This is a genomic window from Ignatzschineria sp. RMDPL8A, assembly GCF_029815055.1.
Taxonomy (GTDB): Bacteria; Pseudomonadota; Gammaproteobacteria; order Cardiobacteriales; family Wohlfahrtiimonadaceae; genus CALZBJ01.
This window is the reverse complement of record NZ_JAPPWA010000001.1, coordinates 35,637-50,931: the sequence shown is the minus strand read 5'-3', so window position 1 is coordinate 50,931 and position 15,295 is coordinate 35,637. Positions and strand designations below refer to the sequence as shown.

Here is a 15,295-nt window from a genome sequence, read left to right as displayed (position 1 = left end):
GTGTGGATTTGTGTTAGTCTTTTGCGGCGGTGAGCATGATCTCTACTAGGACGTTTTCGCGGGCCATATTGGCTTCAATTGCTGCACGAGCAGGTGCACTTCCTTCTGGCAACCACGCGTCCCATACAGCATTGAATGCTTCGAAATCACGAGAGATTTCCTTAAGCCAGATCTGTGCTGTGAGTATGCGAGATCTATCACTGCCTGCTTTTTTTAAGAGAGCATCAACTTTAGTGAGAACTTCTAAGGTTTGCTGGGTGATATCGCCGTTCAAGTTGGTAGGTACTTGTCCGGAGAGATAGATTAAATTGTGATACTCAACGTAAGCTGCGAGTCTTTGGTTGGGGTGATGGCGTACAATCATTTTTTATCCTTAGTTTAATCAAGATGGGAGTGATCGATTTATTGATAAGTGAGCCCTGTTAAATCGATGGGAGATTCATTTTGCAATATGAGATGTGCTAAGACCTCTGCGCTTCCTGCGGCAAGGGTAAATCCAAGACTGCCATGGCCAACATTGAGCCAGAGATTTTTAAAAGAGGTCTTTCCTAAAATAGGAGGGCCTTTTGGGGTAGAAGGGCGCAGACCTGACCATGCTTCTGCTTGATCAAGGTGGCGCAGTTTTGGGAAGGTGCTTTGGATAATCTTTTTTAATGCCTGAATTCGTTCGGAGCGTATGCCTTCATTTTCATAACCAATATCTACCATTGCGGCAATGCGAAGCCGGTCACCTAATTTGGCATAGACTGTTTTGTGTCCATAATCAGTGACGCTAATGCTTGGAACAACGGCCGGTTCTTGAGGAAAGGGTAGTGTTAAGCTATAGCCTTTTAGCGGATAGATGGGAAGGTGTATTCCAAGGGGATTTAAGAGTGTAGTGGCGCCGTTACCGGCCGCTATAATCAATTGATCGACTTTAAAATCTCCTTGGGATGTAATGATTTGAGTAATTTTCTGCTTATCTGTGAGGATCGTTTTAACGTGTGTACCTTTAATAAAGGTAAACCGGCTCGATTTCTGTAACTTATCTAAAAGCGCAAGACAATATTGATGAGCATCAGCAGTTTCATCATTGGGAGCATAGATTGCGCCGACTAATTGAGATTGAATATGGGTTAGAGAGGGTTCAATATCGATACTCTCACTGGGTGAGAGTACTTTTTGAACCGATGGATCAACTTTATGAGCGGCATATTCAAAATCACGCTGTTGTCGATGAATGATCATTTTTCCTGAGCGATGCCATTGGTAATCGGACAATTGGTCTTTTTGCATCCAGTTGTGGAGGGTTGCTTGGCTTAAAAGGGATAGCCGAAGGATATGGTTTCCGTTTAAACGATTTGTTTTTTGGCTGCAGGCTAGTGTGAATTGTAAGAGCCAGCGCCACTGAGAGGGAGAGCAGCGAATCCGCATATTTAATGGGGAGTCGGCACGCCCCATCCATTTTAAACCTTGAAGGGGGACGCCTTGATCGGCAAGTGGCGAAACATAGCGATAGCTTAACTGAGCGCCATTGGCATAACTTGCCCCGCTTCCAACCGTATCTGAGGCATCAATAAGCTGAATGGAGACGCCTTTTTTAACTAAAGCGTAAGCAGTGGAAAGTCCGATCACACCGGCCCCAATGATGGTAATTGTTTGATCTATATGTGCCATAATCGTACTGTTTTTATGAGAAAGATAATGGCTCTATTAGAAGAAACTTTATCGCATTACACAATTGAGTTTTTATCATTCCCGTATAACGTTTGGTTAAGTATGGGCACAATATGATTTAGATACTCTTGTAATATGAGCTGATAATCTTGGGCTGCTTTTGAAAGTGGCATATCGGAACGATGTAATAGGCAGATATCGAGTTCAATTTTAGGAGAGATTGGATGAATCATAGTCTCTGGAAGGGTTTCAGTAGCTGAAAAAATATCACTGATGGTGCAGCCCATGTTCTGTTTTACAAATGCCGCGGCCATGTAATAGGTCTGTACATTGAGCCGACTTGAATGAAATGAGCGATGCTCTTTAATGCGCTGTCCTAGGGAATCAACACCGGGATGGATCCAACGAGACAAGTCAATGGATTCAATTTTGACAGGTGTCGGTTGGCGAATTGCATCTAAGTAGACAAGAGGAATCGTCATAAGTGGAATTGAAGCAATGCCTGCTTCCTCAAGAGGGGTAAAGCTGATAGCAAAATCAAGATCATAGCGTGAGAGCAAATTGAGAAGATCGGCAGTGTGATGTGTGCTAATTTCAACATTGATTGCGGTATGGTGACGCATGAAAAGAGAGGTCACTTTGGGGATTAGGCTTAGTCCAAGACTGGGTAAGCAGCCAATGGATAAGCGTCCCTCTGGATGATTTAAAAGATTCTCAGCTAGCTCTTTAAGATCTGAAAGATCGCGATAGATAATTTGTGCTTTTTCAAAGAGAATATATGCCTCTTTAGTGGGTAATAATTTACCACGAGAACGATCAAAAAGCTTAAATCCGATCCGTAATTCAGCGTGTTTTAAAGCCTTACTTGCTGCAGGTTGAGAAATATGGAGCATCTGAGCTGCACGAGTGAGTGATCCGCAGACCATTACAGCATAAAATATTTCTAAATGTCTAAGCGTCATATGGCATTACTTGCCTTTAAGGTCATGTGGGAGATCATTATTTTACGTTACCATAAAGGCAGGTAATGGGAGATAAAAATAAGCTGTTTAAAGCATTATTAGACACCGGTTATACGTGCGGCAATTTCAATAAAAACTTTAATGATGGTGCTATTTGCAAGATCGACGAAGAACGCACCTACCATGGGGACAATTAAAAAAGCTTTATGAGAGGGGCCGAAGGCTTTGGTAATTACCTGCATATTGGCAATTGCTGTCGGAGTCGCTCCAAGTCCAAAGCCGCAATGCCCTGCACTCATTACGACAGCATCATAATCTTTCCCCATTAGTTTAAACGTGATGAAAATGGCAAAGAGTATCATGACGATTGTTTGCACGGCGATAATGAATAAAATAGGCAGAGCAAGACTGGTTAGATCGCCTAGTTGTAACGACATAAGCGCCATAGCAAGGAAAAATGAGAGCGCAACGTTTCCTAAGACATCGATAGTTTGATCATAAACATCATGGTGAAAGATATGGGTAATGATATTGCGTAAAACTACCCCAGAGAAGAGACACCAAACAAAGGTTGGCATATGGAAGATGGTCTCTTTTGTGATCACATCTAAATAGCTACCGAGACTGATACTTACGGTGAGCATTCCCACTGTTTCAATAATGCTAGAGCTATGAATTTGGCGCTTTATGTTGGGCTCTTCGAAGGTCTCTTTAATTTCATAAGGTGTTTCATTACGCTCTTTTTTGATTTTTTTGAGCAGGTGTCTTGCAACAGGGCCACCGATAAAGCCTCCTAATACCAATCCAAATGTAGCGCAGGCCATCGCAAGTTCAACAGCGCTCGTAATGCCATATTTCTCACTTAAAACCGCTCCCCAGGCAGCCCCATTGCCATGTCCGCCTGATAAAGTTATCGATCCTGCAATCAGCCCATAAAAAGGATCTTGTCCCAGCAACATCGCAAGACTCATACCGACTATATTTTGAACAATAATTAAGACACTAACAGCAATGATAAAAACAATGAGTGGTTTTCCTCCTTGGATGAGGCGAGAAAAGTCTGCGCTTAGTCCAATAGAGGTAAAGAAGACGATCATTAATAGGCTCTGTAAAGAGCTATCAAAGCCGATACTGATGCCTGTTATTTTATTGAATAAAAGTAAGAGTACCGCAACAACAAATCCCCCTACAACCGCTTCGGGAATATGATTGTTATGTAGAAATGCAATTCGGCGAACTAAAACGCCTCCTAAGAGTAGGGCAAGGGTTGCCGCAATTAGCGTTAAATAGCTATCTAATTGAAACATGAGTTCTCCTTTGATTTATTATTGTTATAACGTAGTCAATCCGTACGTAATTGTTTAGAGACTAATCGATTTCAATACAAGGAGATAATGAGTTTTTAGAGGTGGGCTATAACATTTAGTTAATGGCTAGACTGTAGAGGGAAGGAGAATATAAAAATTAAAACCACTCAACGAGTGTTCGAGGAGTGGTTTTAGTTTTATATATTAAGGATCTGTCGATGATTGAAAGGATAACTAATCGATAATAAGATCTTTTGCAACATATTCGCGCATAGGAGAGTTACGAAGTGGTGCATCTCCAGCTACATAGTAATCGACTTTTGCGCGGGGAAGTGGATTGCGTCCGCGGATATGATCGGCAATTTTTTCAGCGATCATGATCGTAGGCGCATTGGTATTGCCTGTGGTGACGATTGGCATAATGGAGGCATCCACTATACGAAGATTGTTTACGCCATGAACTTGCCCGTAGGCATTCACTACCGCCATCTCATCTTCGCCCATTTTACAGCTACAGCTTGGATGATATGCCGTTTCAGCGAAGTTGCGAATAAACTCATCAAGTTCTTTATCGCTCTGATAATTAATGCCTGGTGCAATCTCTTTACCGCGATAACGGTCGAAGGCGGGTTGTTGCGCAATTTCACGAGTGATTCGAATAGCATCGCGAAACTCCTTCCAATCGCGCTCGTGTGCCATATAGTTAAAGAGAATGCTTGGATGATCGTTTGGATCGAGTGATTTTAGGCGAATGCGGCCACGGCTCTCTGAACGCATCGATCCCACATGGAATTGAAAACCGTGAGTTTTAATTGGATTGGTGCCATTGTAATTGATCGCAATTGGAAGGAAATGATATTGCAGATTAGGCCAATCAAACTCATCTGATGTGCGGATAAATCCACCAGCTTCAAAGTGATTGCTTGCGCCAATGCCTGTCCCTTTAAAGAGCCATTCCGCGCCAATCATTGGTTGATTCCAAAACTTAAGTGCAGGGTAGAGAGAAATCGGTTCTTTACATTCATATTGAATATACATCTCAAGGTGATCTTGGAGATTTTGCCCGACCCCAGGCAGTTCGTGTACAACAGGAATATCAAACTCTTCAAGTATATCCAAAGGGCCAACGCCAGATCGTTGTAAAATTTGAGGTGATGCTATCGCACCTCCTGAGAGAATTACTTCACGTTTAGCATAGGCGCGTTTTGTCTCTCCTTTGTGGAGAAACTCCACCCCTTCTGCGGTTTTCCCATCAAAGAGGATTTTATTGGTTACCGCACGCGTTAAAACGGTGATATTTTCGCGTGATTTAGTTTGATCCAGATAGCCACGGCCTGTACTTGCACGACGCCCTTTGGGTGTCACGGTGCGATCCATCGGGCCAAATCCTTCTTGTTGATAACCATTTAAATCATCCGTTTCAGAATATCCCGCTTGTTTTCCTGCTTCAATAAAGGCACGGAAAAGAGGATTGTGATCCTCTTTTGAGGTGGTGACAGAAACAGGGCCATCACCGCCATGATAATCATTAGGGCCAATATCACGAGTTTCAGCTTTTTTAAAGTAGGGCAGGCAATCGAGGTAGCTCCAGTTTTCAAGCCCCTCAAACGTTGCCCAGTTATCATAATCTAATGCATTTCCACGAAGATAGCACATTCCATTAATGAGTGATGATCCGCCGAGACCTTTCCCACGGCCGCACTCCATACGACGATTATTCATATGAGGTTCAGGTTCAGTTAAATAGGCCCAGTTATAAAATGTGCCACCAAGCGGGTACATAAGTGCCGCAGGCATTTGGGTTCTAAAATCGAGGCGATAATCTTTAGGTCCGGCTTCTAAAAGAAGGACTGTCACCTCCTTATCTTCTGTGATGCGCGTTGCGAGAACATTCCCTGCAGAGCCCGCACCGATAATAATATAATCAAATTCTTGCATAATAAATTCCTTTTAAGTCTGTGTCATCAAATGAAACGTTATAACAAAACGAGCATTAGAAGACGGATTCAAAGGCGCCAAGCTCAATCTGGATTGATTTAGTTTGAGTATAGGCTTTTAGTGTTTCTAATCCATTTTCACGGCCAATACCAGACGCTTTATAACCGCCAACGGGCATTTGTGCTGCCGATTCACCCCAGGTGTTGATCCAGCAAATTCCAGCTTCAATTTGATGAATGACGCGATGGGCACGAGTGAGATCATTGGTGACGATTCCTGCAGCTAAGCCATATTCGGTAGCATTGGCTCGTTGAATAACAGAGGCTTCATCGCTAAATGAGAGAATCGACATCACAGGACCAAAAATCTCATCTTGAACAATCGCCATCTCATCAGTGCAATCGGTAAAGATGGTTGCTTCAACAAAGTAACCGGTTTCGGCTGCGTGTTTTCCACCCGCTAAGAGGCGAGCTCCTTCAGCCTCTCCTTGTTCGATATAACGCATCACTTTTTCAAAGTGTGGTTTGCTAACAAGGGGGCCAAAATTTGTCTCTGGATGAGTAGGATCGCCTAAGCGGACATTTTGGATGCGCTCTAATAGTTTTTCTTCAAAGGTAGATTTGATTGATTCATGGATAAAAACGCGGGTGCCATTGGTACAGACTTGGCCTGTGCTATAGAAGTTTGCCATCATTGCAATATCGGCAGCACGGTCAAGGTCGGCATCCTCAAAAATAATGAGTGGCGATTTCCCCCCAAGTTCCATCGTGATCTCTTTAAGTGAGTGGCTAGCGCCCTCCATCACTTTTTTTCCAGTGGGAACGCTTCCCGTAAAAGAGATTTTGGTAATACCTGAATGATTTGATAAGGCGGCTCCTACGCGATAATCGCCCTGTACGACGTTAAAAACACCTTCAGGAACCCCTGCTTCTACAAAGATTTCCGCAAGCTTCATTGTAGAGAGAGGTGTTACTTCACTTGGTTTGAAGATCATGGCGTTACCACTAACTAGGGCAGGTGCTGATTTCCACATGGCGATCTGGATAGGGTAGTTCCAAGCACCGATCCCTGCGACAACGCCCAATGGCTCGCGACGAGTATAGAAAAAGGAATCATCACGAAGTGGAAGTTGTGTTCCTTCGATGGCATCGGCTAAACCGGCGTAATATTCAAGGACATCTGCTCCAGTGACAATATCCACGCTTTCTGTTTCTGATAGAGGCTTACCGGTATCGTTGGTCTCAAGTTTTGCAAGTTCAAGATTGCGTTCACGAAGGAGATTAACGGCTTTCATAATAATGCGTCCGCGTTCAACCGGCGGATAGCTCGCCCAGATCTTTTGCGCTTTTGTCGCACTCTCAACGGCTGCATCAATTTGCGCATCCGTTGCCTGTTCAACCAGCGCGATCACTTCCTCCGTGGCGGGGTTGATAGTTTCAAATCGTTCTGCTGTTTCATTGAAGATCTCTTGGCCATGAATGAATTGTCCAACGATGGTTTGATTTGCCATAAATAAATAATTCCTTTTGGTTTTTTCAAAATTAAAAAAGCCCTCGAGTACTCTCTTATTGATTGCAAGTTGTCGATCGTTTTTTTGGGAAATTGCGTAAAGAAAATGAGATTTAGAGGGGGAATTTGGGTCAGTTTTTTTGAGTTTAGTCGAATAATTTACGCCTAATTAGCTTAACAAATCTCAGGCGTCTGTAAACCGTTAAAGTTTGGACATGTCTTAAAAAATCGGTATGATTATGTGCTTTATATAATGGATTAAGTTCGATATTTAATTTCTCGAAAGTGGCATTATATCGGCTTAAAAAGGAGATTTCAGTCGTGCATACGACGATCAAGAGCACAGCAATTGCTCACCTAGGAAATGAACAAAATTTAAACAATAATAATGTTAAAAATGATTTAGAAAGCTCTAAAAAAATGAAGATTAGTAAACCTGTTTTGATTATTTCAGCGCTGCTTATTTTACTTTTTGATTTAATTGTGATGAGTAATCCAAAAGCGAGTGAGCTATGGTTTTTAAGAGCACAAACGTGGGCATCAAATAGTGTAGCGTGGTATTACATGCTTGTTGTTACCGTTTATCTACTTTTTGTGGGGGGGATCGCCATTTCAAAATATGGCAATATCCGTTTAGGGCGTGATCATGATAAACCTGAATTTAGTTATCTATCATGGGCAGGTATGCTCTTTTCCGCAGGCATTGGGATTACACTTCTCTTTTTCTGCGTTTCAGAGCCGTTGACCCATCTTTTATTTCCACCGGCAGGGAGTGCCGATCCTGTAACACAAGAAGCATCAAGGGCCGCAATGCAGACCGTTTTCCTTCACTGGGGATTGCATGGTTGGTCTGTCTTTGCGCTAGTAGGCATGGTGCTCGCCTACTTTGCGTATCGGTATCGACTACCGCTGACAATGCGTTCAGGGCTCTATCCATTTATTGGAAACCGTATTTATGGTTCGATTGGTCATGGAGTTGAAATTTTTGCAATTGTCGCAACCGTTGTGGGGCTTTCAACGGATATGGGATTTGGCGTGCTCTTTATTAATGCTGGATTAACACATCTTATTGATCTCCCGAGTGATAATCCCTATATTCAATCAGCACTTGTAGCAACGATGATGACGCTTGCTGTGATTGTGGCGATTTCAGGTGTGGAGAAGGGCATTAAATACCTTTCAAATCTCAATATTCTTCTTGCGTGTCTCTTTTTACTCTTTATTTTGTTTACCGGGCCCACACTCCGTTTATTAAATCTTATGGTGCAAAATTTAGGAGATTATCTTGCTGTTGTAGTGCCTAAAAGCTTCGATCTTTATGCTCATGATGAGCCAAGCTCTTGGTTAGCAGATTGGACAATATTCTATTGGGCATGGTGGATTTCATGGTCACCATTTGTGGGTATGTTTATTGCACGAATCTCAAAAGGTCGCACTATTCGAGAATTTGTCTTAGGCGTATTATTTATTCCGCTTGGATTTACCCTTGCATGGCTCTCAATTTTTGGTAATAGTGCTCTTGAGCAGGTACTTTATCAAGGAACGGTGGAGTTAGGTGAGTTAGCTGTAAGTGCGCCTGCCGCCTCATTTTTTCAATTACTAGAGTCATATCCAATGACCAGTGTGATTGTTGGACTCTGTGTGGTGATTGGATTTATCTTTTTTATTACGTCAGGTGATTCAAGCACCGTCGTACTCTCCAATTTAAGTTGTGAAAATGGTAAGCCAGATGAAGATGGACCTAAAAGTTTACGCGTTTTCTGGGGGGCAGTGATTGCATTAACTACACTCGGTTTACTGCTTGCAGGGAGTGTTGATTCTTTAAAAGCAGCGGTTGTGTTGATGTCCTTGCCATTCTCTTTTCTTCTATTGATTTTGATGTTAGGTCTTCATCGTGCTCTCTATTTAGAGGGATGTCGTCAGGAGAGCCTACAGCATACGCTCCCGCCAGCGGTGGCTAATTCTGATGAGGATGTGTTAGCGCCTACTGCGTCATGGCGTGCGCGAATCTCCAAAACGGTGCATTTCCCAACACGGAAAACAGTGCGTCTCTTTATGAAAAATAGTGTCTATCCGGCATTTGAAGAGGTATATAAAGCCTTTGAAGAAAAAGGATTGGATGTGGCACTTGAAAGTACTGATGAATATGATGAGATTGGCCTTAAGGTACGTATGGGGGATGAGCGAACTTTCCGCTATAAAGTGGTAGTGACTGGCTATCAAAAGCCCTCTTTTGCACTCAATCTTCTTCATCCAGCCTCACAAAAAGAGCAATATTATCGTGCTGAGGTGCATCTGATTGAGGGAAGTCAAGACTATGATCTCTTAAACTATTCACTAGAGCAGATTATCAACGACATCTTGAACCAATATGAGCGTCATATCCAGTATCTACATTTAGTGCGAGAGTCCTAGATCATTTATTTGGCTGATTTAAATAGAGTAATTTGGCCATAACCGATATTCTAGATAGATAAATAGCCGATAATGATTAAGACGAGGAGTAGAATGAAAAAAATAGTGTTGATCGGATTTGGGGCGATTGGTGAATATGTAGCGGAGCATCTTCCTGAGGGGATTGAGCTGGCCGCCGTGGTAGAAGTTCCTGAGAATATTCCGGCGCTTGTGGCGCGTTTTACCGGCAAACCGATCGAGGTAGTTTCATGCATTAATGATCTCTCGATGACGCCGGATTTAGTCCTTGAAGTCGCGGGGCAGGCAGCGCTAAAAATGCACGGGGAAGCGGTGCTTCGTTTTGGTTGGCCGCTCACGATTGTGTCGGTGGGCGCACTTGCCGATGAGGTATTTCACAATAATTTAAAACAGGCTGCAAAAGAGGGCAATAGCCGATATTGGTTGCTTCCTGGGGCACTTGGCGGGATTGATGCACTATCGGCGGCAAAGCGAACGGGGCTTGAGCATGTTTCGTATCAGAGTTTAAAATCGATCGAAGGTTGGCGTGGCACCCATGCGGAAAATTTAATCGATCTTGATAGCATCACGGAAGCGACCTGCTTTTTTAAAGGATCGGCGCGGGAAGCGGCGATACTTTTCCCGAAAAATGCCAATGTTGCGGCAACCATTGCGCTAGCCGGAGCAGGCTTTGAGGCCACCGATGTGGAACTTTGGTGTGATCCCAATCCAATCAAAAATCGCCATACCATCGATGTTAAAGGTGTTTTTGGCGATTTCACCATCACCATTAAGGGCAATCCCTTAGCGAAAAATCCTAAAACCTCAATGTTGGCGGCATTAAGTGTGCTCCATGCCTGCGATAATCTCGTTGCGCTTGAATGGGTGTAGTGAGGTTAGAGCGTTGAGCGTTTAAAAATTAACATAAAACGTACGATGTAAAATAAGAAAGCGATCTTCGGATCGCTTTTTTTATGCGCGGATTTATGGACAGATTACGTTATTTGTAATTAATAATTTAAATCAAAGATAATAATTCGATATCTCTAGCAAATCAAAAGCCGATGTAACTCATTGAAAGTTGAGTTTTTAGGAACACTTTTAGCAGTGTGGATGAATCATTTCTCATTTTAGTAAATATTTGCAATTGACAATAATCATTAAAAAGCAATAATAGCCAAAGGAGAACAATTATCATTTACATTTATGCAGCTTGGTGGACCTATGTTAGGAAAAAGAAAACTGCTGCCGTTTCTGCTTGCGTCTATATTAATGGCGCAAGCAGCGGCGGAGCCTACCCAAACGAAAACGAATGCCCCATTTAACGGGGTCGACGGGACGAGTGAGGCACTCGATAAAAACGCTCAAATCCCTGAATTAAAACTCAACCGCATCATCGTTACCGCGATGAAAGAAGCGCTTGCCATCGAAGATAGTGGCGCGACCATTGCCCATTTTGGTGAAAGTGAGATCGATCGACTCAATGCCACATCGCTCAGTGATTTGCTGATGTATGAGCCGGGCGTGAGCGTAGATGAGAGTAAATCTGGTGGCTTGAGTGATATTCGCATCCGCGGGATTGGTGACGATCGCGTTCTTATTTTAGTCGATGGTGCGCCGCTTCCACAGACCTATAGTTTCGGCAGCTATCTTGGAACGAATCGAAATTATTTCGATCTCGATGCGATGAAATCGGTGGATATTGTCAAAGGTCCGATGTCGACGCTCTACGGCGGCAGTGCGCTCGCGGGCGGTATTTTCATGATGACGAAAGATCCAAGCGATTACATTAAACCCGGTGAAAAGTATGGGGGTGAGGCGAAGATAGGGTATCGCTCGGCTTCACGTGAAACCTTGTTATCTGGCACGGGAGCGGCGAATTTTAACGATGATTTATCGGCATTTTTGCGCCTGACGTACAAAAAACAACATGAGCGCGCCAATCATCACGGGGATGGTACGGGAAGTTCACAATTGGGAAAAAATCGTCTTCATCCCGATCCTTCCGATTCAAGCGTCAATAATCTGCTGACTAAATGGGTATTTGAGCCAAACAGCGAGCACAAATTTAGCGCGACCTATGAGTATTTTAAGGAAGATGTGGATGTCGATCCGAAAGCAAAAATCGGCGATATTACCTTTGGGATGTTTAAGCAATTAGCCCTTGAAACCAATGATATTAATAAACGCCAACAACTCACCTTTAGGCACGATTTTAATCTAAAAACGCCGCTCTTTGATCAAGGATTTTGGCAGCTCTATTTCCAGAAAAATAGCTTTGAGCAGCGCAGTTTTGAGGTGCGTGAAATGATTAAAGGGGGCATGGTCACCGAGCGGGATCGACTCTCTACGTTTGATAATAAGAGTCTTGGGATTGGTGCGGAGTTTATCAAATTGCTTGAGACTCAAAGCGGCATTACGCACAATGTAACCTATGGATTAAGTGCTCGGCAGAATCGCGTAAGTACCGAACGTACCGGCGATACGAGAATGCGCCCGAGTGGGCAATCGGTGGAGAGAGAGGCGTTTCCCAATAAAAGTTTCCCCGATTCAACGATTCGTGAATACGGTCTATTTATCCAAGATCGCATTGGATTGATGGAGGATAAAATCGAGTTGATCGCAGGATTGCGCTTTGATCATTATCGCCTCAATCCAAAAACAGGCACAGCGTATGAGAGCGCAAACCTCGGGGTATTACCGCCGGCGAAAGTGAGCAAAAGCCAATTTTCGAAACGGTTTGCGCTTCTCTACCACCCGAATGATGAACACACGCTTTTCGTTAACTATTCCGAAGGATTCCGAGCACCCACGTTTGGAGCGGTGAATGTCGGTTTTAGCAATCCAGCTGTTGGCTACACGAGCCGCTCCAATCCTAATTTAAAGGCGGAAACCAGTAAGCTTTATGAGCTTGGCTGGAACTACACCGATGAGAAACATTCCGTTGCGCTTACAGGGTTTTATACCACCTATAACAATTTTATTGATGAGCTCAGCTCAGTGGGGAAAGATCCAGAGTCGGGGTATCTCGTCTATCAGGCAGTTAACCTCGATAAAAGCTATATCTACGGACTTGAGGCGAAGGCGCGTTTTGAACTGATGGAAGTGCAAAATGGGCACGGTTCCATCGGGCTCAATGTGAGCGCGGCGTACGCAAAAAGCAAAGATAAAAAGACGAAAGAGCCGATTAATGGCGTCGATCCGTTAACGCTGACGATGGGGCTTGATTATCGTTTTGATGAGTCTTTTTATGTGGGCGCACGGGTCAAAATGGTGAAGGCGAAAAAGGCCAGCGAGATCTCGACAAGTATGAAAGAGACGGGCGTTGGGCGCGTTCCGGGCTATGGCATGCTCGATCTTGTGGCGGAATATAAGCCAACGGACGACATCACTATCAATGCCGGAATTTATAACGTCTTTGATAAAAAACATTGGAGTTGGGGCGATCGTATGATGCAAACCTCTCCTGGATCGATCGAGCGTGGTAGTAAACCCGGCATTAATGCAGCGCTTTCGATCAAGATTGATTTTTAAGGAAAAGTGGAGTATTCCATGACGATTCGATTGAAGAGACGATTTCAGAAAAAAGCGAAATCGGGCAGGGCTTTTTTTTCAACCTCGGTGCTCGCATTGATTGCGAGTGCTGGATTAACGCAGACGATGGCGTTTGCGGAGATTGAGCCGCCAAAAGAGCGCATTATCACCACCTCAAATGTACTCACCCAAGTGGTGGTCGCGCTCGGAAAAGAGGCGGAACTTGTGGGCGTTGATACTACGAGTCGCACAACGCCGAGTCTGAAAAAACTCCCGGATGTGGGCTACCGTTTAGCGCTCTCAACGGAAGGAATTTTATCGCTTAAACCGACGCTGATTTTAATCGCTGAAGGCACAGGGCCACAAAATGTGCTCGATCAAGTGGCGCGTTCAAAGGTGCCGCAATTGATGATCGATGAGCTCAATTCTGTGGAAGATATTGTCGCGATGACCGGAAAAATCAGCTCGGCGTTAGGCGTTGCATCTCGTGGTGAACGGCTGGCACAATCAGTGGAAACATCTGCAGAACAACTGCAATCGGTGGTTGCTAAGCGCCCCAATTATCGTGGGTATTTTATTATGCAAGAAGCGGGCGGAAAGGGGAGTGTTTCCATTTCAGGTCGCGATACCAGTGCCGATAAAATGCTAACGCTGTTGGGAGTTCAAAATCTATTTGGCAGCGACTTTAACAATTATAAATCGGTGAGCATGGAAGGGCAGATGGAAAAACGTCCCGATCTTGTCTTTATCGGGAGTCGCCGGGATTTTGCCTCTGAGAGTCTTGATCAAATTGCGCCGTTTAAACATCTCTCAAAGGGGATGAAAGAGTGGCCGGCAAAGCTTCAGCCAAAATGTGTCTTTGAGCTCGATATGAGCCGTTATCTGGTTTACGGAATCCATATTTTTGATGAAGTGCTCGCGCTTCGAGAGGCCGTTGATGCATGCATGACGGAGGCAAAGTAGATGAATAGTCAGCTCTTTGATCAGTATCAAAAAATGCTGGTATTTGGTGGCATTGCGGCGCTCTGCGTGGTGGTTGGTGGCGCGATGTGGCAGGGTGCGATGGCGATTGAGTGGAGCAATCTGTTTAATTCGGATTCCATCGATTATTACATCTTTTGGAATGTGCGCGTGCCACGGGTGCTCTCGGCGCTCTTGGTGGGCGGGGCTTTTGCGATCTCTGGCGCGGTGATGCAGGGACTCTTTCGTAATCCGCTCGTTGAGCCGGGGATTATCGGGGTTTCAAGTGGGGCGGCGCTCTTTGCCTCGTTTACCATTGTGCTCGGTTATAAGTGGCTACCGAATCCATTTGAAACGCTCGGCGATTACGCACTTCCCGTTGCGGCGTGCATTGGCGGGTGGTTGGTGACGGCGATTTTATACAATTTTTCGAAAAGCCGACATTCGATCAGCATTAGCTCCATGCTCTTAATTGGGATTGCGATCAATGCCTTTACCGGTGCGATGATCGGGCTTTTAACCTTTATCGCCAGTGAAACAGAGCTGCGCTCCCTCACCTTTTGGTCGATGGGAAGTCTCGGCGGATTTAATTATCACAAGATCGCGATTTTAGCAGGCATTCAGGCAGTGATTATTCCTTTTTTGCTGTTAAAAGCGAGGGAGATGAATGCGATGTTGCTTGGAGAGCGTGAGGCGCGCCATCTCGGGGTTCATGTGGAGAAGCTGAAAAAACAGCAGATCTGGGGCGTCGCCATTATGACGGGCAGTGCGGTGGCGTTTTCCGGCGGGATCGGTTTTGTCGGGCTTGTGATTCCTCATCTTATTCGCATTTTGTTTGGCTCGGATAATCGCTTTGTCTTACCGCTTTCCTATCTATTGGGCGGCATGCTGTTGATGGTGGCCGATGGATTATCGCGAACGCTTGCAGCGCCAAGTGAAGTGCCGATCGGGATTTTAACCGCCTTTATTGGGGCACCCTTTTTGGGGTATCTCGTCTTTAAGCAGGGGAGATAGAGG

General features: G+C 44.4%; 11 protein-coding genes. 5 read left to right on the top strand and 6 right to left on the bottom strand.

What is annotated here, in order from left to right; all coding sequences use genetic code 11:
• Positions 1–13 precede the first annotated feature (13 nt).
• The 6 genes from OXI21_RS00200 to betB form a co-directional block, all read right to left on the bottom strand.
• Positions 14–364 (bottom strand): RidA family protein, encoded by a 351-nt coding sequence (locus tag OXI21_RS00200; protein ID WP_279617534.1) that lies wholly within the window; start codon positions 362–364, stop codon positions 14–16.
• Positions 365–402: 38 nt separating this feature from the next.
• Positions 403–1,647, bottom strand: a complete 1,245-nt coding sequence (locus OXI21_RS00195; RefSeq protein WP_347815476.1) for a D-amino acid dehydrogenase — start codon at positions 1,645–1,647, stop codon at positions 403–405.
• 65 nt (positions 1,648–1,712) lie between these two features.
• Positions 1,713–2,618, bottom strand: a complete 906-nt coding sequence (locus OXI21_RS00190; RefSeq protein ID WP_279617532.1) for a LysR family transcriptional regulator — start codon at positions 2,616–2,618, stop codon at positions 1,713–1,715.
• A gap of 98 nt (positions 2,619–2,716) precedes the next feature.
• Positions 2,717–3,925, bottom strand: a complete 1,209-nt coding sequence (gene gltS, locus OXI21_RS00185; protein ID WP_279617531.1) for a sodium/glutamate symporter — start codon at positions 3,923–3,925, stop codon at positions 2,717–2,719.
• A 234-nt stretch (positions 3,926–4,159) separates the two neighbouring features.
• Positions 4,160–5,863: a choline dehydrogenase gene (gene betA, locus OXI21_RS00180; protein ID WP_279617530.1), complete on the bottom strand. Its 1,704-nt coding sequence runs from the start codon at positions 5,861–5,863 to the stop codon at positions 4,160–4,162.
• Positions 5,864–5,918: 55 nt separating this feature from the next.
• The gene (betB, locus tag OXI21_RS00175; protein WP_279617529.1) at positions 5,919–7,373 is read right to left on the bottom strand and encodes a betaine-aldehyde dehydrogenase; all 1,455 of its coding nucleotides are present in this window, start codon (positions 7,371–7,373) and stop codon (positions 5,919–5,921) included.
• A gap of 347 nt (positions 7,374–7,720) precedes the next feature.
• On the opposite strand from betB, the gene betT reads away from it, so the two are divergent.
• The 5 genes from betT (at position 7,721) to OXI21_RS00150 (ending at position 15,292) form a co-directional block, all read left to right on the top strand.
• Positions 7,721–9,787, top strand: coding sequence for a choline BCCT transporter BetT (betT, locus tag OXI21_RS00170; RefSeq protein ID WP_347815475.1), 2,067 nt, complete (start codon positions 7,721–7,723; stop codon positions 9,785–9,787).
• A gap of 93 nt (positions 9,788–9,880) precedes the next feature.
• Positions 9,881–10,675 carry an aspartate dehydrogenase gene (locus OXI21_RS00165; protein WP_279617527.1) on the top strand — a complete coding sequence of 265 codons (795 nt, stop codon included), beginning with the start codon at positions 9,881–9,883 and terminating at the stop codon, positions 10,673–10,675.
• 333 nt (positions 10,676–11,008) lie between these two features.
• The gene (locus OXI21_RS00160; RefSeq protein ID WP_279617526.1) at positions 11,009–13,318 is read left to right on the top strand and encodes a TonB-dependent hemoglobin/transferrin/lactoferrin family receptor; all 2,310 of its coding nucleotides are present in this window, start codon (positions 11,009–11,011) and stop codon (positions 13,316–13,318) included.
• An 18-nt stretch (positions 13,319–13,336) separates the two neighbouring features.
• Positions 13,337–14,281 carry an ABC transporter substrate-binding protein gene (locus tag OXI21_RS00155; RefSeq protein WP_279617525.1) on the top strand — a complete coding sequence of 315 codons (945 nt, stop codon included), beginning with the start codon at positions 13,337–13,339 and terminating at the stop codon, positions 14,279–14,281.
• Positions 14,282–15,292, top strand: coding sequence for an iron ABC transporter permease (locus OXI21_RS00150; RefSeq protein WP_279617524.1), 1,011 nt, complete (start codon positions 14,282–14,284; stop codon positions 15,290–15,292). It abuts the gene before it with no gap.
• Positions 15,293–15,295 lie beyond the last annotated feature (3 nt).